Here is a 22,118-nt window from a genome sequence, read left to right on the forward strand (position 1 = left end):
CGAGTCCCTCCGCAAAGTTTTGGCGTTTTTACTTCGCCTGCTTGAGCGCGGCCTGGGCGGCGGCGAGGCGGGCGATCGGCACGCGGTAGGGCGAGCACGAGACGTAGTCGAGGCCGATGCTCTGGCAGAACGCGACGGAGGCCGGGTCGCCGCCGTGTTCGCCGCAGATGCCGAGCTTGATCGTGGGCCGGGTGGCGCGGCCGCGCTCGACGGCGAGTTTGATCAACTCGCCGACGCCTTCCTGGTCCAGGGTGGCGAAGGGGTCGGTTTCGACCACGCCCTTCTGGCGGTAGATTTCCAGGAAGTTGCCCGCGTCGTCGCGCGACATGCCCATCGTCGTCTGGGTCAGGTCGTTGGTGCCGAAGCTGAAGAACTCGGCGGTTTCGGCGATCTCGGCGGCACGCAGGGCGGCGCGCGGCAGTTCGATCATCGTGCCGACCTGGTAGGTGAGCGTCATCCCGGCGGCGGCGAACACCTCCTTGGCCACGGTGTCGATCACCGCCTTCATCATGTCGAGCTCGATCTTGCCCATCACCAGCGGGATCATGATTTCCGGCACCACGGCGTTCCCGGTGGTCTTGGAGACTTCGACCGCGGCTTCCAGGATGGCGCGGGCCTGCATCTCGTAGATTTCCGGATAGGTGACGCCCAAGCGGCAGCCGCGATGCCCGAGCATCGGGTTGGTCTCGTGCAGGGCGGCCACCGCGGCCTTGACCGCGCCGACATCGACGCCGGAGGCCGCCGCCACCTCGGCCTGTTCGGCCTCGGTGTTGGGCAGGAACTCGTGCAGCGGCGGGTCGAGGAGGCGCACCGTGACCGGCAGCCCCTTCATGATGGTGAAGAGGTCGATGAAGTCCTTGCGCTGATAGGGCAGCAGCTTGGCGAGCGCGGCGCGGCGGCCCGCCTCGTTGCGCGCGAGGATCATCTCGCGCATCGAGATGATGCGCGCCGGGTCGAAGAACATGTGCTCGGTGCGGCACAGGCCGATGCCCTCCGCGCCGAAGCGGCGGGCGGTTTCCGCATCCAGCGGGGTCTCGGCGTTGGCGCGCACCTTCATCGTGCGCACCTCGTCCACCCAGCCCATCAGGGAGCCGAAGTCGCCGGTGAGCTCGGGGCGGATGGTCGGCACCTTGCCCAGCATCACCTCGCCGGTGGAGCCGTCCAGGGTGATGGTGTCGCCTTCCTTGACCACGGTGTCGCGCACCCGCATCTGCTTGGCCTTGTAGTCGATGCGGATTTCGCCCGCGCCCGCGACGCAGGGGGTGCCCATGCCGCGCGCCACCACCGCGGCGTGCGAGGTCATGCCGCCGCGGGTGGTCAGCACGCCCTGGGAGACGTGCATGCCGCCGATGTCTTCGGGGCTGGTCTCGATGCGGGTGAGGATCACCTTCTCGCCGTTCTTCGCCCAGGTTTCGGCGTCGGCGGCGGTGAACACCACGCGGCCCGAGGCGGCGCCCGGAGAGGCGGGCAGGCCCTTGGCGAGCACGGTGCGCGGCGCCTTGGGGTCGAGAGTGGGGTGGAGGAGCTGGTCGAGCTGCTGCGGCTCGACGCGCATCACCGCCTGTTCCTTGGTGAGCACGCCCTCGGCGACCATGTCCACGGCGATCTTCACCGAGGCGGCGACGGTGCGCTTGCCGTTGCGGGTCTGGAGCATCCACAGCTTGCCCTGCTGGATGGTGAACTCCATGTCCTGCATGTCCTTGTAGTGCATCTCAAGGATGTTGCGGATGTTCACCAGCTCGGTAAACAGGGAGGGCATCACCTCTTCCATGGCGGGCAGGTCGGAGCCGTGGCGGGTCTTGCCGTTGATGGTGAGGTGCTGCGGCGTGCGGATGCCCGCCACCACGTCCTCGCCCTGGGCGTTGACCAGGTATTCGCCGTAGAAGGCGTTCTCGCCGGTGGAGGGGTCGCGGGTGAAGGCGACGCCGGTGGCGCAATCCTCGCCCATGTTGCCGAACACCATGGACTGCACGGTGACCGCGGTGCCCCAGCTTTCCGGAATGCCGTGCAGGCGGCGGTAGGTGATGGCGCGCTGGTTCATCCAGCTGCCGAACACCGCGCCGATGGCGCCCCAGATCTGTTCCTTCACGTCCTGCGGGAACGGCTTGCCGAGTTCGGCGGCGACCATCGCCTTGTAGCGTTGGATCACGCCCTTCCAGTTCTCGGCGGTGAGTTCGGTGTCCTGGGTGACGCCGGCGTCGCGCTTCACCTCTTCGAGGACGTCCTCGAAGAGGTGGTGCTCCACGCCCAGCACCACGTCGGAATACATCTGGATGAAGCGGCGGTAGCTGTCGTAGGCGAAGCGGGCGTCGCTGGCGCGCTTGGCCAGGCCTTCGACGGTGACGTCGTTGAGGCCGAGGTTGAGCACCGTGTCCATCATCCCGGGCATCGAGGCGCGCGCGCCCGAGCGCACCGAGACCAGCAGCGGATTGACCGGATCGCCGAAGCGCATGCCGAGAGCCGCCTCCACCCCCGCCAGCGCCGCGGCCACCTGCTCCTTCAACCCCTCCGGATAGGTGTTGCCGTTGGTGTAGTAGTGGGTGCAGACCTCGGTGGAGATGGTGAAACCGGGCGGCACCGGAACCCCGATGCGGCTCATCTCCGCCAGATTGGCGCCCTTGCCTCCCAGAAGGTTGCGCATCGCTGCGCTTCCCTCGGCCTTCCCGTCGCCGAAGGTGTACACCCACTTCGCCATGGTTTGTTCCTCACTGCTTCCGCCCAGCCGGGTTCAGCCCGGTTCCGGTGTGTTGTGCCGCGGCCTGCAAGCCTCCCCCGAAGGACCTGCCGCAGGGCCCTCCGCTTGCAGCGGGTTTCCGCGCCTTAGCCCTCGAGACGCGAGAAGTCCGCCACGCTTTCCATCGCCGCGCCGATGCGCGACAGCAACCGCAAGCGGTTGCTTCTCAATTTCGGGTCATCGGCGTTCACCGTGACCTTGTCGAAGAAGGCGTCCACCGGCGCGCGCAACGCGGCCAAGGCCGCCATCGCCGCGGTGAAGTCCTCCGCCGCCAGCTTCGCCGCGCTCTCCGCGATCGCGGTTTCCAGCGCGGCGGACAGCGCGGTTTCCTCCGCCGTCGCCAGATCGGCCGCAACCGGCGCCTCGGCGAAGGACCGGCCGTCCTTCTTCTCCTCGATGCGCACGATGTTGGCGGCGCGGCGGTAGGCGATCACCAGATTACGCCCATCCTCCCCTTCGAGGAAGCCGCGCAGGGCGGAAACCCGCGCGAGGAAGCGCACCAGGTCGTCGTCCCTGTCCTTGGCGAACACCGCGGCGATGACGTCGTGGCCGACGCCCTGCTCGCGCAGATGCACCTTGAGGCGGTCGGCGAGGAAGTCGATGAGTTCGTCGGCCACCGTCTCCGCCGGGCGCAGGCCGGGCACGGCATAGAGGCCGTGCGCCGCGGCGAACAGCGGCTTGAGCGGCAGGCGCAGGCGGTTTTCCAGCACCAGGCGGACGATGCCGAGCGCGGCGCGGCGCAGCGCATAGGGGTCGCGCGAGCCGGTGGGCTTTTCGTCGATGGCGAAGAACCCGGTGAGGCTGTCGATCTTGTCGGCCAGCGCCACGGCGACGGAGACCGGCGCGGACGGGCAGGCGTCCGAAGGCCCCTGCGGCGCGTAGTGGTCCGCCACCGCCGCGGCGACGGTGGCGTCCTCGCCGTCGTGGAGCGCGTAGTAGCGGCCCATCACGCCCTGTAGTTCGGGGAACTCGCCGACCATTTCCGTCGAGAGGTCGGCCTTGGCGAGCCTGGCGGCGCGCGCGGCCTTATCCGCATCCGCGCCGATCGCGGGCGCGATGCGCGCGGCGAGCGCCGCGATGCGCTCCGCCTTGTCGAGCACCGAGCCGAGCGCGGCGTGGAAGATGCGGTCCGCCAGCGCCGGGATGCGGCTTTCCAGGGTTGCGGCGCGGTCGGAATCCCAGAAGAAGCGCGCATCCGAAAGCCGCGCCCGCAGCACCCGCTCGTTGCCCGCGGCGATGGTCGCGCCCGCATCCGCCGTCTCCATGTTGGAAACGACAAGGAAGAACGGCGCCAGCGCCCCCGAAGCGTCGGTGAGGGAGAAATACTTCTGGTGGGTGCGCATCGAGGTGGAGAGCACCTCGCGCGGCACCGCCATGAAGGCGTCGTCGATGCGGCCGATCAGCACGTTGGGGCATTCCACCAGGCCCGCCACCTCGGCGAGCAGCCCGGCGTCCGGCAGCACCGCAAGGCCGCGCGCGGCGGCAAGAGACTCCGCCTGCGCCGCGATGAGGTCGCGGCGGCGCACCGGGTCGAGCATCACCTTGGCGGCTTCGAGCTTCGCCGCGTAGTCGGCGAAGTCCGCCACCGTGAAGGCGTCCGGCGCAAGGAAGCGGTGGCCCTTGGTGACGTTGCCCGCCTCGCGCCCGGCGAAGGCGAGCGGCACCACCTGCCCTTCGAACAGGCAGAGGATGCCCTCCAGCGGCCGCACCCAGCGCTCGGAGCGCTCGCCCCAGCGCATCGACTTCGGCCACGGGAAGCGCGGCAGCGCCTCGGCGAGAATGTCGGCCAGCACCGCCGCGGTGGGCCGCCCGGTGCGGTGGATGTCGAGGAAGTGGAATTTGCCTTTGGGGGTGTCGCGCTCCGCAAGGTCGGCAAGCGCCGCGCCGTTGGCCTTGAGGAAGCCCTCCAGCGCCTGCGCCGGAGCGCCGACCTTGGGGCCGCGCCGCTCCTCGGTGACGTCGGGCTGCGCCGACGGCAGGCCGGTGAGGCAGAGGACGAGCCGCCGCGGCGTGGCGAAGGCCCTGGTCTCCGCGGGCTTCAGCCCCTGGGCGGCGAGGCCGTCGGCGACCAGGCGGGCAAGGTCTTCCGCGGCGCGCGCCTGCATGCGCGCGGGGATTTCCTCGGAGAGCAGTTCGAGCAGGAATTCGCCGGTCATCGCGCCGCCCCCTCCGCCGGAAGATGGCCGCGCGTGCGCAGGTACGCCTCGCAGCAGGATTTCGCCAGGGCGCGCACCCGCCCGATGTAGGAGGCGCGCTCGGTCACGCTGATCACGCCGCGCGCGTCCAGCAGGTTGAACAGGTGCGACGCCTTGAGGCAGTAGTCGTAGGCGGGCAGCGCCACGCCCTCCGCCCCGTCGCGGCCCGCGATCAGGGCGGCGCATTCGGCCTCCGCATCGCGGAAGTGGGCGAGCAGCATCTCGGTATTGGCGAGTTCGAAGTTGTGGCGGGAATATTCCACCTCGGCCTGGTGGAAGACATCGCCGTAGGTGACGCCGCGGCCGTTGAAATCGAGGTCGTAGACGTTCTCCACGCCCTGCACGTACATCGCCAGGCGCTCCAGGCCGTAGGTCAGCTCCACCGGCACCGGCGAACACTCGAAGCCGCCGACCTGCTGGAAATAGGTGAACTGGGTGACCTCCATGCCGTCGCACCAGACCTCCCACCCCAGGCCCCAGGCCCCCAGCGTCGGCGACTCCCAGTCGTCCTCGACGAAGCGGATGTCGTGGGCGTTGGGGTCGATGCCGAGGGCGCGCAGGCTGTCGAGGTAGAGCTCCTGCACCGCATCCGGCGAGGGCTTCATCAGCACCTGGTACTGGTAGTAGTGCTGCAGGCGGTTGGGGTTCTCGCCATAGCGGCCGTCGGTGGGCCGCCGCGAGGGCTGCACATAGGCGGCGCGCCACGGGTCCGGCCCCAGCGCACGGAGGGTGGTTGCGGGGTGAAAGGTGCCCGCGCCTACCTCCATGTCATAGGGCTGGAGGATCAGGCAGCCCTGATCGGCCCAGAAGCGGTGCAGCGTCAGGATGAGGTCTTGGAAGGACGGCGCGGAGCGCGGGCCCGCCGCTCTGGACTGTGCGTTCACGATACCCATCGAAAATGGTGGCCGGGGCTGTGGCAAAACGTGCAGGAAACCTAACGGGGCGGCCCGGAGCGGTCAAGATGGCGCGGTGCGGGTTCGCCCGCTTTGGAACGTTTTTATGACTTTCGGCGGAATGGGCAGTCCTCGCGGGGGCAATCCTCGGCGAGTCCGGGGGCGCGGTAGACGCCGCAGACCGGGCAGCGCGCCAGGGACTCCGCCGGGGGGCGCCCCGCCCCGGGCGGGGCCGGGGGCGGCGCGCGGCGCGCGCCGAAGCGGCGGCCGAGGCTGAACACCGCATAGCCCACCGCGAGCAGAAGAAGAATCTTGCCGAGGCTCAGCATACCCCCTCCGTCGCGGAGTCCAGCACCGCATCCAGGCTTTCCATGCCGCGCAGGATGCGCGCCGCCGCCACGGTATAGTTTCCGCCCGCGCCGTGCAGAATCAGTCCGGGCAGCAGCGCAAAGGGGGTGCGGCGGCCCTTTTCGGCGCGCAGGATCACCCGCTTCGCCGCGCGGCCCGGCTTCGGCCACAGGGGAATCGCCTGCACCGCGCCGAAGCCGCGGGACAGCAGGGCCAGCGCCTCGCCCAGGCGTGCGGCGGGAAGAATGAGGGTTAGCGTGCCCTTCGGCGCGAGCGCGCGGCGCGCGGCGGCGACCCAGGCGGCAAGGTCCGCCGCGCCCGCGTGGTGCGCCGCGGCGCGTCCGGCATCCGGCGCGCGGCTGCCGCCGGTGAAGAACGGCGGGTTGGCGAGCGCCGCGTCGAAGCCCGCCCAGCCCTCGGGCCATGCGGCGGGGTTTGCCGCGTCGGCCTCCGCCACCTCCACCCGCTCCGCCATGGCGTTGATCGCAGCCGAGCGGCGGGCGAGCGCCGCGTACTCCGGCTGCAACTCGACGCCGCACACCCGCAGGTCGGGCCGCCGCGCGGCCAGGCACAGCGCCGCCGCGCCGGTGCCGCAGCCGAGGTCGAGCGCACGCCCGCCTTCCGCCACGCGCGCCGCGGCGGCCAGCAGCACCGGGTCGATCGCGGCGCGATACCCCGCGCCGGGTTGCAACAGCCGCAGCCGCCCGTCCAGCAGGCCGTCCTCGCTCAAGGCATTCTGGTCCATCGCCGGATGATAGCGGCGCAAGCCCTCTGCGGGAAGGCTTGACCGCGCGGGAAGCCGCCCCGTATTCTGGCACCGCCCATACGGGTAAGGTTTGGTCATATGCGGGTGATGTGGTGTCCAACGTCGTCAATCTGTCCTCGGACCGCAGTCGCTCGTCCTCCGCCTTCGAGGACCTGCACCGCCTCGTCGCCGCCGACCTCGCCGCCGTGGACCAGACCATCATCGACCGCATGGCGAGCCCGGTTCCGCTGATTCCGCAACTCGCCGGATACCTCGTCTCCTCCGGCGGCAAGCGCCTGCGCCCGATGCTCACCCTGGCCGCGGCGCAGCTGTGCGCCGCCGAGGGCGACCGCCAGGTACGGCTCGCCGCCTGCGTCGAGTTCATCCACACCGCGACGCTGCTGCACGACGACGTGGTGGACGAAAGCGACCTGCGCCGCGGCAAGGCCTCCGCCAATGCGGTGTGGGGCAACCAGGCGAGCGTGCTCGTCGGCGACTTCCTGCTCAGCCGCGCCTTCCAGCTGATGGTGGCGGACGGCTCGCTGCGCATCCTGGAGATCCTCTCCCATGCCTCGGCGGTGATCGCCGAGGGCGAGGTGCTGCAGCTCACCACCGCCAACGACACCGAGACCGACGAGGCCGCCTACCTTCAGGTGATCGAGTCCAAGACCGCGCGCCTGTTCGCCGCCGCCTGCCAGATCGGCGCGGTGATTCCGGGCCGTCCGATGGCGGAGGAAAAGGCGCTGGAGCAGTTCGGCCTCAACCTCGGCATCGCCTTCCAGCTGATCGACGACGTGCTGGACTATTCCGCGAAGCAGGAAAAACTCGGCAAGACCGTGGGCGACGACTTCCACGAGGGCAAGATCACCCTGCCGGTGATCCTCGCCTACCGCCGCGGCACCGACGAGGAACGCACCTTCTGGCGCCGCGTGATGGAGGACCTGGACCAGGCGGAGGACGGCGCCGACCTCGCCCATGCGCAGGCCCTGATGATCCGCCACGGCTCGCTCGACGACACCGTGAAGCGCGCCCGCCACTACGGCGACCGCGCCCGCGACGCGCTTGCCATCTTCCCCGAAAGCGCCGTAAAAACCGCGCTGTCGGAGATTGTCGAATTCTGCATCGAGCGCGCCTATTGAGCAGAAAAAACCGCTGGACACGATGCGAGCGCGCATCGTATAAACCCGGCCTCGACCCCAGGAACGGAGTGTAGCTCAGCCTGGTAGAGCACTGTCTTCGGGAGGCAGGGGCCGGAGGTTCGAATCCTCTCACTCCGACCATTCCCAGGGCGTCGATCTCGACGGGCCGGCCGGCAACGGCCGGCCCGTTCGCTTTGTGGTAGACTGGCCCCCCATAAGGGAGGCCAGCGATGATCGAACCCGTACGCGGCGACCTGCTCGCCGCCGATGCCGAGGCCCTGGTCAACGCCGTCAACTGCGTCGGCGTGATGGGCGGCGGCCTCGCCGCGCAGTTCAAGGCGGCATTCCCGGAAAACTTCCGCGCCTATGCGGCGGCCTGCGCCCGCGGCGAAGTGCGTCTCGGGCGGATGCACGTGTTCGCCACCGGATACCCCCGCAACCCGCGCCTCCTCGTCAACTTCCCCACCCTCTTCCACTGGAGCGACGGCAGCCGCCTGGAGCATATCGAAAGCGGGCTTGCCGCGCTCGCTGCGGAAATCCGCGGCCGGTCCATCCGCTCCATCGCAGTGCCGCCCTTGGGCTGCGGCATCGGCGGCCTCTCCTGGGCCGATGTCCGCCCGCGCATCGAGGCGGCGCTCGGCGGCATTCCGGACCTGCGGGTGCTGCTCTATCAGCCGCGCTAAGCGGGGCTGCCGACGCGCGAACTTATGGCGCTGCGCGCAAAAACCGATGTTATGGGGGGCGCGAGGGGTTCGAGACCCCTCGCAAAGTTTTAGCTTTCCCGAACGAAAAACGCCCCGGCAAGCCGGGGCGTGGTTCTCGGGAGCGTGCCGTTCTCAGTGCGAGGTGGCGGGCAGGCTGTTCATCTTGGTCAGCAGGTATTCCAGGTCGTCGTTGTCGAAATCGACGCCGAGGTCGCCGTACTGGGTCAGCACCCGCTCCAGCATGCGCCGCGCATAGCGCTCGCGGTCGCCCTCCTCGCCGTCGTAGCTCATCTCCTTGGCGACGCTGATCGCCGCCTTGACCGCGGGATAGAAGCTGCGCGGCATCCCCGACTTGCCGTAGAGGCCGTCGAGGCCGAGTTCGCCGGAATCGTGGATCAGCATGCGCGCGTTCAGCACCGGAATGCCGACGCGGCGCGCCATGGCGTATTCGAAGAACTTCATGTCGCCCATGCACAGCGCCCGCAGGACGATGGAGGGCGTCAGGCGGCCGTTGTTGTAGAGCTGGTTGACCAGGCGCTCCACGTCGTCCTCGGAGGAATCGGTGGACAGCCCGATGGTGGCGCGCTCCCGCGCCTGGAGGATGAGGTCCGCGGCGATCGACGCCGGCATCTCGTGATGGGTGAGCAGGTGCTCGCGCAGGTTCTCGGAGACCTGGTGCACCAGGCGCTCGACGATGGTCACCGGCAGCACCGAGCGGCGCACCATCGGCGCCTGCACCTCTTCGTCGGCGCCGAACTTGTCGATCACCTTGTCGAGCGAGGTCTCGGAAATCTCCGCGCCTTCGTTGGAGACCAGGGCCACCACCGCCTCCTTGCCCGCGTCCTCGACGATCGCCTCGGCGACGGTGGCGGACACGTGGGCGCGCTCGGCAATCGCCTTCTGCTTGCTCGGGCTCTGGGAGCGGATGATCTGGACCAGATCCTCGTCGGAAAGAAGTTCGCTGAACTGCAGGACCGGCAGCGCCACCTGGTCCACGTCCTTGGCGAGCGTCACCGCCACATCGTGCGGAACGTTGGGGTTTTCCTTGAGATTGATGGCGAGCGCCTCGCGTACCCGGACTTCCGCGTCCTTGACCATGATGCGGAAGATCTGTTCCGCCATGGTGCGTTCCGACGCCGACAGGTTGCCCTGATCGAACTCCAAAGCCAGCTTGGCAGCGGTTTCGGCGCGGTTATCCGCCGAGGGATCGGCCAGCAGCTTGCGAACGTCGCCTTCGGTCAGCCGGGATTCAGTCATCCCTGCGGTGCCTCCCCTCTTTGTCCGCCGCCTGCGGGCGAACACGCTACCTCTTGGACACTATAGCCATTTCTCTGAAGCAAGCCAAAAAAATCCGCACACGCCGTACAGCGAAATATCTCTGCGCGCGTCTTGTGCATCGCGGATAATTCTTTATTGTCTCGAAGGGTTCTCTCCACGTCAGGGTAAAATTATCATCGCGGGGGCGGCAACATGGAAGCGGATATCAAAACCTACATCAGATCCATTCCGGACTTTCCGAAGCCGGGCATTCTCTTCTACGACATCTCGACGCTGCTCGCCAATGCCGAGGGCTGGCAGATCACCATGGGCCGCCTCGCGCAGATCATCCGCATCTGGAACCCCGATATCCTGGCGGGCATCGAATCCCGCGGCTTCCTGGTCGCCGCGCCCTTGGCGCTGAAGCTCGGCTGCGGCTTCTTCATGGTGCGCAAGAAGGGCAAGCTCCCCGGCCCGACCATCCCCTACGAATACGGCCTGGAATACGGCACCGACACCATCGAGATTCAGACCGACGCGGTGAGAAAGGGCGCCCGCGTGGTGATTCTCGACGACCTTCTCGCCACCGGCGGCACGATGCGCGCCGCGGCGGACCTTATCCGCCAGGTGGGGGGCGACGTGGTGGGGGCCGCGACCATCCTCGAACTGTCGTTCCTCAAGGGCCGCGAAAAGCTCGACTTCCCGTGCGCCTCCCTCGCCGTCTACGACGAATAAGTCCGACACCGCACCAGACGGGCACGCCGGTTTGCCCAAACCGGATGGAAATTCGCTGCGGTGCGCCGGATGGGACGGATTTTCGAGAACCGGAGCGGAGCGGGCTTCCTGCCCGTGAGCACCGGAAGCGCAGAAAACCGTTCCAGACGGCCGCCGCAGTAGAATTTACGCCGGTTTGCCCTCGTCCCAGGCCATCTTCTTGCGGTAGATCGTCGAGGCGCTGATCTGCAGGCGCGCCGCGGCGCGCGGCACGTTGCCGCCGCAGGCCGCCACCGCCGCCTCGATGATCTCCCTTTCCACCTCCCAGAGCGGGCGGATGCCGTCCTCGCCCTGCGGCAGCGTCTCCGCCGCAAACGCGGCGGGCGTCGGCAGCGCACCGCTCCCCTTCATCAGGGTGGCGGGCAGCATCGCCGCCTCGACCACCGCGCCGTCGTGCAGCACCACGACGTTGCGCAGCACGTTCTGCAACTGGCGCACGTTGCCCGGCCACGGAAAGGCGAGAAGCCGCGCTTCCGCCTCCGGCGAGAAACCGGCAAAGCTTTTGCTCTCCTCGCGGGCCAGCCGGGTGAGCAGGGCGCGGGCGATCTCGATGACGTCGGCGTCGCGCTCGCGCAGGGGCGGCAGGTGCACCGGGATGACGTGCAGGCGGTAGTAGAGGTCTTCGCGGAAGGCCCCCGCCTCCACCTCGGCCCAGGGGTCCCGGTTGGTGGCGCAGATGAAGCGCACGTCCACCTTCTCGGGGTGATCGCCACCGACCTTCTGCACCATGCCCGACTGCACGAAGCGCAGGAGCTTGGTCTGTAGGTCGAGGTCCATCTCGCAGATTTCGTCGAGGAAGAGGGTGCCGCCGTCGGCGCGCCGCGCCGCGCCCTCGCGGTCGGCGGCGGCGCCGGTGAACGCCCCCTTCACGTGGCCGAAGATCTCGCTCTCCATCAGGTCGCGCGGAATGGCGCCGCAGTTGATCGCGACGAAGGGCTTGTCGCGGCGCGGGCTGGCGCGGTGGATCGCCTCGGCGCAGAGCTCCTTGCCGGTGCCGGATTCGCCGGTGACGAACACCGTGGCGCGCGACGTCGCCACCGAATCGATGGTGCGGTAGATCGCCTGCATCGGCAGGGAAGAGCCGAGCATGCCGTAGAAGCCGCCGGGACCGTAGTCCTCTTTCAGGCGCTCGACGATGCGTTCCAGCGAGGCGTGCTGCGCCACGTTGCGCACCGTCACCACCAGGCGGTCCTTGGCGAACGGCTTGACCAGGAAGTCCCGCGCGCCGCTCTGCATCGCCTCCACCGCGACGTTGATCGAGCCGTGCGCGGTGATCACCACGCAGGCCGAGGGGATCTCCTCCTCGCGCAGGATCTTGAGGATTTCGAGGCCGCTGATGTCCGGCAGGTGGATGTCGAGCAGCACCACGTCCGGCAGGTCGCGGCGGATCGCCGCGAGCGCCGCCTTGCCGGTCTCGGCGATGGAGACCGCATAGCCGCAGCCGTCGAGAAAGGCGGCGTAGAGCTCGGCCATGGACGGCGTGTCCTCGACGATCAGGACCTTGGGCTGCGGTTTCTCGGCCATGGCGCACTCCACCACTTACGCGTGCTTGCTTGCCGATTCAGCATATATCACCGATAGGGAAACCGCAGCCGACAAAAAACGGGGAGGCCGAAGCCTCCCCTCCCTGTGGCATGTGCGGGAAGAACCGGGCGCTCAGAGCGTCGCGGAGAGGGTTCCGTCGGCGGGTTCGGCCGGGAACTTGTGGTCGAGCGCATAACCCGCGGCGCGCACCGTGCGGATCACGTCGGTGCCGTCGTCCTCGTTGAGCGCCTTGCGCAGGCGGCGGATGTGCACGTCCACGGTGCGCGGCTCGACATAGATGTCCGGCCCCCAGACGGCGTTGAGCAACTCCTCGCGGGAGAACACCGAGCCCGGGTTCTGCATCAGGAACTGCAGCAGGCGGAATTCGGTGGGGCCGAGGTGGATGTAGCGGCCGCCGCGGGTGACGCGGTGGGCGTTGAGGTCCATCTGGATGTCGTCGAACTCCAGCACGCCCTTGCTCGGCACCGCGGCGGAACGGCGCAGCAGCGCGCGCACCCGGGCCAGCAGTTCCGGCATCGAGAACGGCTTGGTCATGTAATCGTCGGCCCCGGTGTTGAGGCCGCGCACCTTGTCGCCCTCTTCGCCGCGCGCCGTCAGCATGATGATCGGCACCTCGCGGTGGCGCGGCTTGCGGCGCAACTGGCGGCACACCTCGATGCCCGACATCATCGGCAGCATCCAGTCGAGAATCACCAGGTCCGGAGCGTTTTCCGCCGCCACGGTCAGCGCTTCCTCGCCGTCGGAGGCCTCGCAGACGCGATAGCCCTCCTTCTCCAGGTTGTAGTGCAGCACGGTGACGAGCGCGGCCTCGTCCTCGACGACCATGATCATCGGCTTCATTGCGTCTGGTCCTCCATCAACCGAAGCGGCCGGTGATATACCCCTGCGTCAGCTTGTGCTTGGGGTTGGTGAAGATCTGCTCGGTGTCGCCCACCTCGATCAGTTCGCCCAGATGGAAGAAGGCGGTGCGCTGCGAAACCCGCGCCGCCTGCTGCATCGAGTGGGTGACGATGACGATGGTATAGTTTTCGCGCAGTTCGTCGATCAGTTCCTCGATCTTGGCGGTGGCGATGGGGTCGAGCGCCGAGCACGGCTCGTCCATCAGGATCACCTCGGGGTTGACCGCGATGGCGCGGGCGATGCACAGGCGCTGCTGCTGGCCGCCGGAAAGGCCGGTGCCCGGCGACTCCATGCGGTCTTTGACCTCGGCGAGCAGGCCCGCCTTCTCCAGGCTGGTCAGCACGATCTCGTCGAGTTCGTCCTTGTTGGCGGCGAGGCCGTGGATGCGCGGCCCGTAGGCGACGTTGTCGTAGATCGACTTGGGGAAGGGATTGGGCTTCTGGAACACCATGCCGACGCGGGCGCGCAGTTGCACCACGTCGATCTTCGGGTCGTAGATGTCCTCGCCGTCGAGCTGCACGGTGCCGGAGACGCGGCAGCCGTCGATGGTGTCGTTCATCCGGTTGAGGCAGCGCAGGAAGGTGGACTTGCCGCAGCCCGACGGGCCGATGAACGAAGTCACCTCGCCCTCGCGCACGTCCAGCGTCACGTCCTTGAGCGCATGCTTGTCGCCGTAGTGCACGTTGGTCTGGCGCGCCTGGATTTTCGCCGGCATCGGAGTCGCATCCCCTTCCGCGAGTCGGTTGTCCAAAGTCGTCTGCATGGCGTCGCGCACGGTCACGGTCTCCATTCTACCACCGCCTTTCGAACTTGCTGCGCAAGTAGACGGCGGCGGCGTTCATCAAAATCAGGAAGGTGAGGAGCACGATGATCGCCGCGGAGGTGCGTTCGACGAAGGCGCGCTCCGCGGAATCGGCCCAGATGTAGATCTGCACCGGCAACACCGTCGCCGGGTCGGAAAATCCATGCGGCACATCGACGATGAAGGCGACCATGCCGATCATCAAAAGCGGCGCGGTCTCGCCCAGCGCGCGGCCCATGCCGATGATCGTGCCGGTCAGAATGCCCGGCATGGCGAGCGGCAGCACGTCGTTGGTGACCATCTGCATCTTCGAGGCGCCGAGGCCGAGAGCCGCCTCGCGGATCGAGGGCGGCACCGACTGCAGCGAGACGCGCGACGCGATGATGATGGTGGGCAGGGTCATCAGGGTGAGCACCAGGCCGCCGACCACCGGGGCGGACCGCGGCAGGCCGAAGAATTGCAGGAACACCGCGAGGCCCAGCAGGCCGAAGACGATGGAAGGGATCGCCGCGAGGTTGTTGATGTTGACCTCGATGATGTCGGTCCAGCGGTTCTTCGGCGCGAATTCCTCGAGGTACACCGCGGTGGCCACGCCGAGCGGGAAGGACAGCACGAGCGTCACCAGCATGGTGAGGAAGGAACCGGAAACCGCGCCCCAGATGCCCGCAAGTTCCGGCTCGCGGCTGTCGCCCTGGGTGAAGAAGCGCCAGTTGAAGCGGGTCTCGATGCGGTCCTGGGCGGCCAGCGCATCGATCCAGGCGATCTCCTTGTCGGTCATCCGGCGCTCGTGCTCGGGCGAGTTCCGGTCCACATTGCCTTTGACCAGCATGTCCACGTCGTCGGAGGCGGGCACCCAGACCTCGCCCTTCTTGCCGATCAGCGCGGGGTCCGCAAACACATGGTCGCGGATCTCGAAGGTCGCGCCGGAGGAGACGAGGCCGTTGAGCATGCGCCGGTCGCCGCGGGACTCGACGTCGGGGAACATCTCGTGCAGCGCGTCGCGATAGAGCTTGCCGTAGTTGGCGCGGCGCATTTCCACCGGATCGCGCAGCCCCTGCGGGTCGATCGTCTGCACGTCGTAATGGATCGGCAGGCGTATCTCCGTCTGCAGGAAGGCGGTATAGCCCTTGCCGACGATGCTGACGAACAAGAGCACCATGAAGACGAGCGCGGAGACGATCGCCACCAGGCCGAACAGCCGGAAGCGGCGCTCGGCGCGATAGCGGCGTCCGATTCCCGCCGCCACCAGGGCCCGCGTTCCCGCGCCGCCGCGCGGCGTATCGACCGTCATCTCACTCATATTGTTCCCTATACTTCCGCACCACGTGCAACGCGAAGATGTTGAGGCCCAGGGTGACGCAGAACAGCACCAGCCCGAGGGCGAAGGCCGCGAGCGTCTTGGCGCTGTCGAACTCCTGGTCGCCGGTGAGCAGGGTGACGATCTGCACCGTCACCGTGGTTACCGCCTCCAGCGGATTGAAGGAGAGGTTGGCGGCGAGCCCCGCGGCCATCACCACGATCATCGTCTCGCCGATGGCGCGGGAGACCGCCAGCAGCACGCCGCCGACGATGCCGGGCAGCGCCGCGGGAACGATGACGTTGCGGATCGTCTCCGACTTGGTGGCGCCGAGCGCATAGGCGCCGTCGCGCATCGCCTGGGGCACCGCGTTGATCACGTCGTCGGAGATCGAGGAGACGAAGGGAATGATCATCACCCCCATCACCAGCCCGGCGGCGAGCGCGCTCTCCGAGGCGACGGAAATCCCCATGCTTTCGCCGAGGCGGCGGATGAAGGGGGCGACGGTGAGCGCGGCGAAGAAGCCGTAGACCACGGTGGGAATGCCCGCGAGAATTTCGAGAAGCGGCTTGGCCACGGCGCGGAACTTGCGATGCGCGTATTCCGACATGTAGATCGCCGACATCAGGCCGACCGGCACCGCGACGCACATCGAGATCAGGCTGATCAGGAGCGTGCCGGTGAACAAGGGCACCGCGCCGAAGGAGCCGGAACTGCCCACCTGGTCGGCGCGCAACGCGGTCTGCGGACTCCAGTGCAGGCCGAAGAGGAAATCGAGGGGCGGCACCTTGCCGAAGAAGCGCAGGGACTCGAAGAGAAGCGACAGCACGATGCCGATGGTGGTGAAGATCGCCACCAGCGAACTCGCCACCAGGAACACCGTGATCACCGTCTCGACGCGGTTGCGGGCGCGCAGATCGCGCGAGACGCGGCCATAGGCATAGCGCGCGCCGAGCGGCGCCAGCACCAGGCAGAGCACCGCGAGCGCCGCCTGGCCGATGGTGTAGAGCCGGCGGAAGGTTTCCGCCGCGGCCTGGATTTCCGGCGCGGGCGCGGCGCGCACCACGTCGCCGAGCGCGAGGTTGCGGATGTCGTTCCAGATCAGGTTGAGGCGCGCCTCGGGCAGCGCGGAGTACGAATCGGGCAGTCCGGCGAGCACCAGACCCTTCACCAGGATCGGCTGCATCGCCACCCAGGCGACGGCGACCAGAAGGGCGGGCAGGCCGCACCACAGCGCGACGTAGAAACCGTGATAGGTCGGGCGGGAATGCAGGGTGGCCTGCTGCCGCCCCGGCGCGATGGCGCGCGCGCGGCCGGTGCCGAAACGGTACGCGAAGGCCGAAAGCACGGCCAGAACCAGAAGCAGGAGACTCAACGGCATCAACGGGCCTCATCGTCGCTTAGAAACCGGGGGCATCCCGGCGCGGGGCGATTATACCGGCGCGACACGCATCGCGCTAAGGACTTCGGCTCCCGTTTGCTTCAGGAAACCGCCGCCGCCCGTTTCCGGGCGGCGGCCCATGCGACCGGAAATCCGGTTACTTCACGTTGTTCGGCAGAGCCTTACCGGCTTCCGCGGTCTTCTTGAGGGCATCGGCCGGCAGCGGGATCAGGCCGATCTGCGGCAGGTAGCCGTCCGGACCGATGGCGGCCGCGGAGGTGAACTCGGCCACGTACTCCTTGATGCCCGGGATCACGCCGACGTGCGCGCCCTTGACGTAGAAGTACAGCGAACGGGAGACCGGATACTTCGCCGAGGAGATGTTGTCGAAGGTCGGAGCCACGCCGTCGATGTGCGCGCCCTTGATCTTGTCGGTGTTCTGGTCGAGGAACGAGAAGCCGAAGATGCCGAGAGCCTTCGGGTTTTCCACCAGCTTGTTGACGATCAGGGTGTCGTTCTCGCCGGCTTCGATGTAGGCGCCGTCCTCACGGATCGACTGGCAGGCGGCCTTGAAGCCCTTGCTGTCGGTCTTGGCCATCGCCTTGATGAAGGCGAAGCTCTCGCAGCCGTGGTCCATCACCAGCTCGGTGAAGGCGTCACGGGTGCCGGAGGTGGGCGGCGGGCCCAGCACTTCGATGGCGTTGGCCGGAAGCGACGCATTCACGTCCTTCCAGGTCTTGTAGGGATTGGGGACGAGCTTGTCGCCGCCCTTCGGGTCCGGAACGGACTTGGCGAGCGCGAGGTAGAGGTCCTTGCGCGACACGTTGAAGGACGGACCGTTCTTGGCGTCGGCGACGACGATGCCGTCGAAGCCGATGACGATCTCGGTGACCTTGGTCACGCCGTTCTTGTGGCAGGTCTCGACCTCGGAGGCCTTGATCGCGCGCGACGCGTTGGTGATGTCCGGGTGGTCCACGCCGACGCCGGCGCAGAACAGCTTCAACCCGCCGCCGGAGCCCGTGGACTCGATCACCGGGGTCTTGAACGAGGTGGTCTTGCCGAACTGCTCGACGACCTTGGAAGCGAACGGGAACACCGTGGACGAGCCGACGATGCGGATCTGATCGCGGGCTTCGGCCACTCCGGCGAAAGCGACCGTCGCAAGAGCGGCGACAGCGAGAGTACGTTTCATCACAGCGAATGCCTCCGGTAAGAGGGTTTTTTTCGGATAACGTGCGAACCGCGGCCCGGCAAAATCGCTTGCCGACCGCAGGGCCAAAGTACGCGGGGACGGCGACGCATTTGTGAACGGAAGATGAAGGTTCCATGACAACGCCCCCCGCTCCGGCGGCGCACAAACCCGTTGCCGGCGCGCGACTCCGCATCTCTCCGCGGAGAGCGGTCTTGTTTGGAGTTATAAAAAGGAAAAACCGCCGTCCCGGCCGGAGCCCGGCCCGGCTCTACCCGCGCAGAGCCCGAATGTTGGCGGCGTAGTCGGGGGTGGCGAACACAGCGCTGCCCGCCACCAGCACGTCCGCGCCCGCGGCGATGCAGGTTTTCGCGGTTTTCGGGTTGATCCCCCCGTCCACCTCGATCTCCACGGCGCGGCAGCCGAGCATCGCCTTGATGCGGGCGATCTTCTCCACCTGGGAGGAAAGGAAGGACTGGCCGCCGAAGCCGGGGTTGACGCTCATCACCAGGATCAGGTCCACCGCGTCGAGCACGTAGGCGAGCACGCTTTCCGGCGTCGCCGGGTTGAGCGAGACGCCCGCCTTCCTGCCGAGGCTTTTGATCAGTTGCAGCGAGCGGTCGAGGTGGCGCGTCGCCTCCGCATGCACGGTGATGATGTCGGCCCCCGCCTCGGCGAAGGCGGGGATCAGCGGGTCCACCGGCTCGATCATCAGATGAACGTCGAAGGGCAGCGCCGAGTGCTTGCGCAGCGCCTTGACCACCGGCGCGCCGATGGTGAGGTTGGGGACGAAGTGGCCGTCCATCACATCGACGTGAACGTAGTCGGCCCCGGCGGCCTCCAGCGCGCGGACCTCCTCCCCCAGGCGGGCGAAGTCGGCGGAAAGGATCGAGGGGGCGATTTTCACGGCCATCGGCGGCTCCTGCGTCGGGAAACGGGGCGGCCCGCAGGCCGCCCCGCGCATCGTGGGTCAGATGCCGATGATCGGCTGGGAGCCCGGCTTCGCCGGGGCGGCCTCGCGGATCTTCGGGTCGAGTTCGCCCGCGGCGTAGCGCTTCGCCATATCGGCAAGCGGGATCGCCTTGATCTTGCTGGCGCGGTTGCAGGTGCCGAAGGCCTCGTAGCGCTCCAGGCAGACCTTCTCCATCGCCGCCATCGCGGGCTTGAGGTACTTGCGCGGGTCGAATTCCTTCGGGTCCTCGGCGAACACCTTGCGGATCTGGCCGGTGATCGCCATGCGGCAGTCGGTGTCGATGTTGACCTTGCGCACGCCGTGCTTGATCCCCTCGACGATTTCTTCCACCGGCACGCCGAAGGTCTGCGGCATTCCCCCGCCGTACTGGTTGATGATGTCCTGGAGGTATTGCGGCACCGAGGAGGAGCCGTGCATCACCAGGTGGGTGGTGGGCAGGCGCTCGTGGATCGCCTTGACCACGTCCATGGCGAGGATGTCGCCGGTGGGCTTGCGGGTGAACTTGTAGGCGCCGTGCGAGGTGCCGATCGCCACCGCGAGCGCATCCACCTTGGTCTTGGCGACGAAGTCGGCGGCCTGGTCCGGGTCGGTCAGCAGCGCGCTGCGGTCGAGCTTGCCCTCGAAGCCGTGGCCGTCTTCCTTGTCGCCCTTGCCGGTCTCCAGCGAGCCGAGGCAACCCAGTTCGCCCTCCACCGAGACGCCGACGAGATGCGAGACGTCGGAGACCGATTTGGTGGTCTCGATGTTGTAGAAATAGGTGGACGGGCTCTTGCCGTCTTCCATCAGGGAGCCGTCCATCATCACCGAGGAGAACCCGGCGGACACCGCGGACAGACAAGTCGCCAGGTTGTTGCCGTGGTCCTGGTGCATGCACACCGGGATATCCGGGTACATCTCGACCACGCCCATGATCATGTGCTTGATCATCACGTCGCCGGCATACTGCCGCGCGCCGCGGCTCGCCTGCAGGATCACCGGGGCGTCGGCCTTCTTCGCCGCCACCATGATCGCCAGCACCTGTTCCATGTTGTTGACGTTGAACGCGGGCACGCCGTAGCCGAATTCGGCCGCGTGATCCAGCAACTGCCGCATCGAAATCATCGCCATGGTGTCGAGTCCTCCTGTTCCGGTTCTATCGTGCCCGGTGACCCGCCGCCGCATCCGGCGGGCCCCGGCGGTTTATGGTTCAGCCCAAGCGAGTCTTCACCGTCCGCACCACGTTGTCCACGGTGAAGCCGAAGTGTTCGAAGAGCTTGTCGGCGGGCGCGGAGGCGCCGAAGCCGGGCATGGCGACGATCGGACCGTCGCCGACGTAGCGTTCCCAGCCCATGCCGACGCCCGCCTCGATGGCGACGCGCACGCCGCTGCCGCCCAGCACCGCGGCGCGGTAGCCCTCCGGCTGCGCGTCGAAGAGCTCCCAGCACGGCAGGGAGACCACGGCGGTGGCGATGCCCTCGGCGTTCAGCGCCTTGGCCGCCTCCACCGCCAGCGCCACTTCCGAGCCGGTGGCGATCAGCGTCGCGGCGCGCGGCCCGGGGGCCTCGGCGATCACGTAGCCGCCCTTGGCGCAAAGGTTCTCCACGGTGTGCGCGGTGCGCAGGGTCGGCAGGTTCTGGCGCGACAGGGCAAGCACGCTCGGGCGGTTCGTCTGTTCCAGGGCGGCGGCCCAGCACTCCGCGGTCTCCACCGCGTCGGCCGGGCGCATCACAAGGAGATTGGGCATGGCGCGCAGCGACGCAAGGTGTTCCACCGGCTGATGCGTCGGCCCGTCCTCGCCGAGGCCGATGGAATCGTGCGTCATCACATAGACGACGCGCAGGCCCATCAACGCCGCAAGGCGCAGCGCCGGACGCAGATAGTCGGTGAACACCAGGAAGGTGCCGCCGTAGGGGATGAACGGGCCGCCGAGGGCGAGGCCGTTCATCGCGGCGGCCATGCCGTGCTCGCGGATGCCGAAATGGATGTAGGTGCCCGCATAGTCGCCGGGGGCGATTTCCGGCTGGCCCGCGCCCCGGGTGAGGTTGGAGCCGGTGAGGTCGGCCGAGCCGCCGACCAGTTCGGGGATCGCCTTGGTCAGCACGCCGAGCACGTCCTGGCTCGCCTTGCGGGTGGCGATCTTGGGTTTGGCCTCGGCGAGCGCCTGCTTGTGGGCGACGAGCGCGGCGGACCAGCCGTCCGGCATCCGCCCTTCGGAAAGGCGCTGGAACTCGGCGTATTTCTCCTCGGGGAGGAAGCTCATCCGCGCCTCCCAGGCGGCGTGCAGGGCGGAGCCGCGAATGCCGATCAGCTGCCAGGCGTCGCGCACGTCCTCCGGCACCTCGAACGGCGCGTAGGACCAGCCGAGGGCCGCGCGCGCCGCGGCGATCTCGTCCGCGCCGAGCGGCGCGCCGTGAATCTTGTGGCTGCCCGCCTTGTTGGGCGCGCCCTTACCGATCACCGTGCGGCAGGCGATGAGCGACGGGCGGGCGCTCTCCCGCGCCGCGGCGATGGCGGCGGCGATCGCCTCCGCATCGTGGCCGTCCACGCGCACCGCGTCCCAGCCCGCCGCCTCGAAGCGGGCGAGCTGGTCCTCGGAGGTGGCGAGCGAGGTCGCCCCGTCGATGGAGATGCCGTTGTCGTCCCACAGCACGATCATCTTGGCGAGCTTGAGGTGCCCGGCGAGCGAGATCGCCTCCTGGCTGATCCCTTCCATCAGGCAGCCGTCGCCGCAGATCACGTAGGTGTAGTGGTCCACCGCGGCGTCGGAGAAGCGGGCGTTCATCATCCGCTCGGCGAGCGCGATGCCCACCGCGGTGGCGATGCCCTGCCCCAGCGGCCCGGTGGTGGTCTCCACCCCCGGCAGGTGGCGGTATTCCGGATGCCCCGCGGTGCGCGCGCCGAACTGGCGGAAGGCCTTGATCTGTTCGATATCGACGCCCGCATAGCCGGCGAGGTGGAGCAGCGCGTAGAGCAGCATCGAGCCGTGCCCGGCGGAGAGCACGAAGCGGTCGCGGTCCGGCCACTGCGGGTCCTGCGGATCGAACTTGAGGAAGCGGGAGAACAGCACGGTGGCGACGTCGGCCATGCCGAGCGGCATGCCGGGATGGCCGGAGTTGGCCTTCTCGATCGCGTCTGCGGCCAGGAAGCGGACGGCAGTCGCCAGGCGGGCTTCGGAGACGGGCGCCGGGGTCGCGGTGGTCATCGGGGGGATATTCCTTGCTTCGTGTCGAAAACAAAACGAAAGCCGGGGATCGCCCGGCTTT

18 protein-coding genes and 1 tRNA gene are annotated in these 22,118 nt (G+C 68.1%); 4 read left to right on the forward strand and 15 right to left on the reverse strand.

Translation table 11 applies throughout. From position 1 onward, the window contains the following. Positions 1-28 precede the first annotated feature (28 nt). From ppdK to O7R11_RS08720, 5 genes are all read right to left on the reverse strand, one after another. Positions 29-2,695 carry a pyruvate, phosphate dikinase gene (ppdK, locus tag O7R11_RS08700; protein ID WP_337997112.1) on the reverse strand — a complete coding sequence of 889 codons (2,667 nt, stop codon included), beginning with the start codon at positions 2,693-2,695 and terminating at the stop codon, positions 29-31. 125 nt (positions 2,696-2,820) lie between these two features. Beyond that, a complete protein-coding gene (gene glyS / locus O7R11_RS08705; protein WP_337997113.1) occupies positions 2,821-4,890 on the reverse strand; it encodes a glycine--tRNA ligase subunit beta in 2,070 nt (689 codons plus the stop codon). Further along, positions 4,887-5,813 carry a glycine--tRNA ligase subunit alpha gene (locus O7R11_RS08710; RefSeq protein ID WP_337997114.1) on the reverse strand — a complete coding sequence of 309 codons (927 nt, stop codon included), beginning with the start codon at positions 5,811-5,813 and terminating at the stop codon, positions 4,887-4,889. The genes glyS and O7R11_RS08710 overlap by 4 nt, the downstream gene beginning before the upstream one ends. Before the next feature lie 113 nt (positions 5,814-5,926). Then, entirely contained in the window at positions 5,927-6,151 is a 225-nt protein-coding gene (locus O7R11_RS08715; protein ID WP_337997115.1) for a hypothetical protein, read from the reverse strand. After that, positions 6,145-6,900 carry a tRNA1(Val) (adenine(37)-N6)-methyltransferase gene (locus tag O7R11_RS08720; protein ID WP_337997116.1) on the reverse strand — a complete coding sequence of 252 codons (756 nt, stop codon included), beginning with the start codon at positions 6,898-6,900 and terminating at the stop codon, positions 6,145-6,147. The genes O7R11_RS08715 and O7R11_RS08720 overlap by 7 nt, the downstream gene beginning before the upstream one ends. 128 nt (positions 6,901-7,028) lie before the next feature. On the opposite strand from O7R11_RS08720, the gene O7R11_RS08725 reads away from it, so the two are divergent. The 3 genes from O7R11_RS08725 to O7R11_RS08735 all read left to right on the forward strand — a co-directional run bounded on the left by O7R11_RS08725 (position 7,029) and on the right by O7R11_RS08735 (position 8,737). Beyond that, on the forward strand, positions 7,029-8,054 hold the full coding sequence (locus O7R11_RS08725) for a polyprenyl synthetase family protein (RefSeq protein WP_337997117.1): 1,026 nt from the start codon (positions 7,029-7,031) through the stop codon (positions 8,052-8,054). Between the two features lie 64 nt (positions 8,055-8,118). Continuing rightward, positions 8,119-8,195: transfer RNA gene (locus O7R11_RS08730), tRNA-Pro, on the forward strand. Positions 8,196-8,284: 89 nt separating this feature from the next. Further along, positions 8,285-8,737, forward strand: a complete 453-nt coding sequence (locus O7R11_RS08735) for a macro domain-containing protein (protein WP_337997118.1) — start codon at positions 8,285-8,287, stop codon at positions 8,735-8,737. A 153-nt stretch (positions 8,738-8,890) separates the two neighbouring features. On the opposite strand, the gene spbR is transcribed toward O7R11_RS08735, so the two are convergent. Then, a complete protein-coding gene (gene spbR, locus O7R11_RS08740; RefSeq protein ID WP_337997119.1) occupies positions 8,891-10,015 on the reverse strand; it encodes a SpbR family protein in 1,125 nt (374 codons plus the stop codon). Positions 10,016-10,228: 213 nt separating this feature from the next. On the opposite strand from spbR, the gene O7R11_RS08745 reads away from it, so the two are divergent. Continuing rightward, on the forward strand, positions 10,229-10,750 hold the full coding sequence (locus O7R11_RS08745; protein WP_337997120.1) for an adenine phosphoribosyltransferase: 522 nt from the start codon (positions 10,229-10,231) through the stop codon (positions 10,748-10,750). 165 nt (positions 10,751-10,915) lie between these two features. Here O7R11_RS08745 and O7R11_RS08750 read toward each other — a convergent pair whose 3' ends face one another. The 9 genes from O7R11_RS08750 to tkt form a co-directional block, all read right to left on the reverse strand. Continuing rightward, positions 10,916-12,313 (reverse strand): sigma-54-dependent transcriptional regulator, encoded by a 1,398-nt coding sequence (locus O7R11_RS08750; RefSeq protein WP_337997121.1) that lies wholly within the window; start codon positions 12,311-12,313, stop codon positions 10,916-10,918. 132 nt (positions 12,314-12,445) lie between these two features. Beyond that, positions 12,446-13,174: a phosphate regulon transcriptional regulator PhoB gene (gene phoB, locus O7R11_RS08755; RefSeq protein ID WP_337997122.1), complete on the reverse strand. Its 729-nt coding sequence runs from the start codon at positions 13,172-13,174 to the stop codon at positions 12,446-12,448. 16 nt (positions 13,175-13,190) lie between these two features. Further along, complete coding sequence (gene pstB, locus O7R11_RS08760) at positions 13,191-13,949, reverse strand: phosphate ABC transporter ATP-binding protein PstB (RefSeq protein ID WP_337997142.1); 759 nt, start codon at positions 13,947-13,949, stop codon at positions 13,191-13,193. Between the two features lie 76 nt (positions 13,950-14,025). Beyond that, positions 14,026-15,336 (reverse strand): phosphate ABC transporter permease PstA, encoded by a 1,311-nt coding sequence (gene pstA, locus O7R11_RS08765; protein WP_337997123.1) that lies wholly within the window; start codon positions 15,334-15,336, stop codon positions 14,026-14,028. Beyond that, positions 15,329-16,714, reverse strand: a complete 1,386-nt coding sequence (pstC, locus tag O7R11_RS08770) for a phosphate ABC transporter permease subunit PstC (protein ID WP_337997124.1) — start codon at positions 16,712-16,714, stop codon at positions 15,329-15,331. The genes pstA and pstC overlap by 8 nt, the downstream gene beginning before the upstream one ends. A gap of 157 nt (positions 16,715-16,871) precedes the next feature. Next, positions 16,872-17,909, reverse strand: coding sequence for a substrate-binding domain-containing protein (locus O7R11_RS08775; protein ID WP_420792980.1), 1,038 nt, complete (start codon positions 17,907-17,909; stop codon positions 16,872-16,874). Positions 17,910-18,174: 265 nt separating this feature from the next. Further along, positions 18,175-18,816: a ribulose-phosphate 3-epimerase gene (rpe, locus tag O7R11_RS08780; protein ID WP_337997126.1), complete on the reverse strand. Its 642-nt coding sequence runs from the start codon at positions 18,814-18,816 to the stop codon at positions 18,175-18,177. A 57-nt stretch (positions 18,817-18,873) separates the two neighbouring features. Continuing rightward, complete coding sequence (gene fba, locus O7R11_RS08785) at positions 18,874-19,983, reverse strand: class II fructose-bisphosphate aldolase (RefSeq protein WP_337997127.1); 1,110 nt, start codon at positions 19,981-19,983, stop codon at positions 18,874-18,876. A gap of 79 nt (positions 19,984-20,062) precedes the next feature. After that, positions 20,063-22,057 carry a transketolase gene (gene tkt / locus O7R11_RS08790; RefSeq protein WP_337997128.1) on the reverse strand — a complete coding sequence of 665 codons (1,995 nt, stop codon included), beginning with the start codon at positions 22,055-22,057 and terminating at the stop codon, positions 20,063-20,065. Between the last annotated feature and the right edge of the window lie 61 nt (positions 22,058-22,118).

The sequence above is a fragment of the Oleispirillum naphthae genome, from assembly GCA_027864655.1.
Taxonomy (GTDB): Bacteria; Pseudomonadota; Alphaproteobacteria; order Rhodospirillales; family Rhodospirillaceae; genus Oleispirillum; species Oleispirillum naphthae.

What these genes read in the sequence shown, in the direction of transcription:
- ppdK (WP_337997112.1), bottom strand. Translation starts at nt 2,695, where the DNA reads ATGGCGAAGTGGGTGTACACCTTCGGCGACGGGAAGGCCGAGGGAAGC.
- glyS (WP_337997113.1), bottom strand. Translation starts at nt 4,890, where the DNA reads ATGACCGGCGAATTCCTGCTCGAACTGCTCTCCGAGGAAATCCCCGCG.
- O7R11_RS08715 (WP_337997115.1), bottom strand. Translation starts at nt 6,151, where the DNA reads ATGCTGAGCCTCGGCAAGATTCTTCTTCTGCTCGCGGTGGGCTATGCG.
- O7R11_RS08735 (WP_337997118.1), top strand. Translation starts at nt 8,285, where the DNA reads ATGATCGAACCCGTACGCGGCGACCTGCTCGCCGCCGATGCCGAGGCC.
- spbR (WP_337997119.1), bottom strand. Translation starts at nt 10,015, where the DNA reads ATGACTGAATCCCGGCTGACCGAAGGCGACGTTCGCAAGCTGCTGGCC.
- O7R11_RS08745 (WP_337997120.1), top strand. Translation starts at nt 10,229, where the DNA reads ATGGAAGCGGATATCAAAACCTACATCAGATCCATTCCGGACTTTCCG.
- O7R11_RS08750 (WP_337997121.1), bottom strand. Translation starts at nt 12,313, where the DNA reads ATGGCCGAGAAACCGCAGCCCAAGGTCCTGATCGTCGAGGACACGCCG.
- phoB (WP_337997122.1), bottom strand. Translation starts at nt 13,174, where the DNA reads ATGAAGCCGATGATCATGGTCGTCGAGGACGAGGCCGCGCTCGTCACC.
- pstB (WP_337997142.1), bottom strand. Translation starts at nt 13,949, where the DNA reads ATGCCGGCGAAAATCCAGGCGCGCCAGACCAACGTGCACTACGGCGAC.
- pstA (WP_337997123.1), bottom strand. Translation starts at nt 15,336, where the DNA reads ATGAGTGAGATGACGGTCGATACGCCGCGCGGCGGCGCGGGAACGCGG.
- pstC (WP_337997124.1), bottom strand. Translation starts at nt 16,714, where the DNA reads ATGCCGTTGAGTCTCCTGCTTCTGGTTCTGGCCGTGCTTTCGGCCTTC.
- rpe (WP_337997126.1), bottom strand. Translation starts at nt 18,816, where the DNA reads ATGGCCGTGAAAATCGCCCCCTCGATCCTTTCCGCCGACTTCGCCCGC.
- fba (WP_337997127.1), bottom strand. Translation starts at nt 19,983, where the DNA reads ATGGCGATGATTTCGATGCGGCAGTTGCTGGATCACGCGGCCGAATTC.
- tkt (WP_337997128.1), bottom strand. Translation starts at nt 22,057, where the DNA reads ATGACCACCGCGACCCCGGCGCCCGTCTCCGAAGCCCGCCTGGCGACT.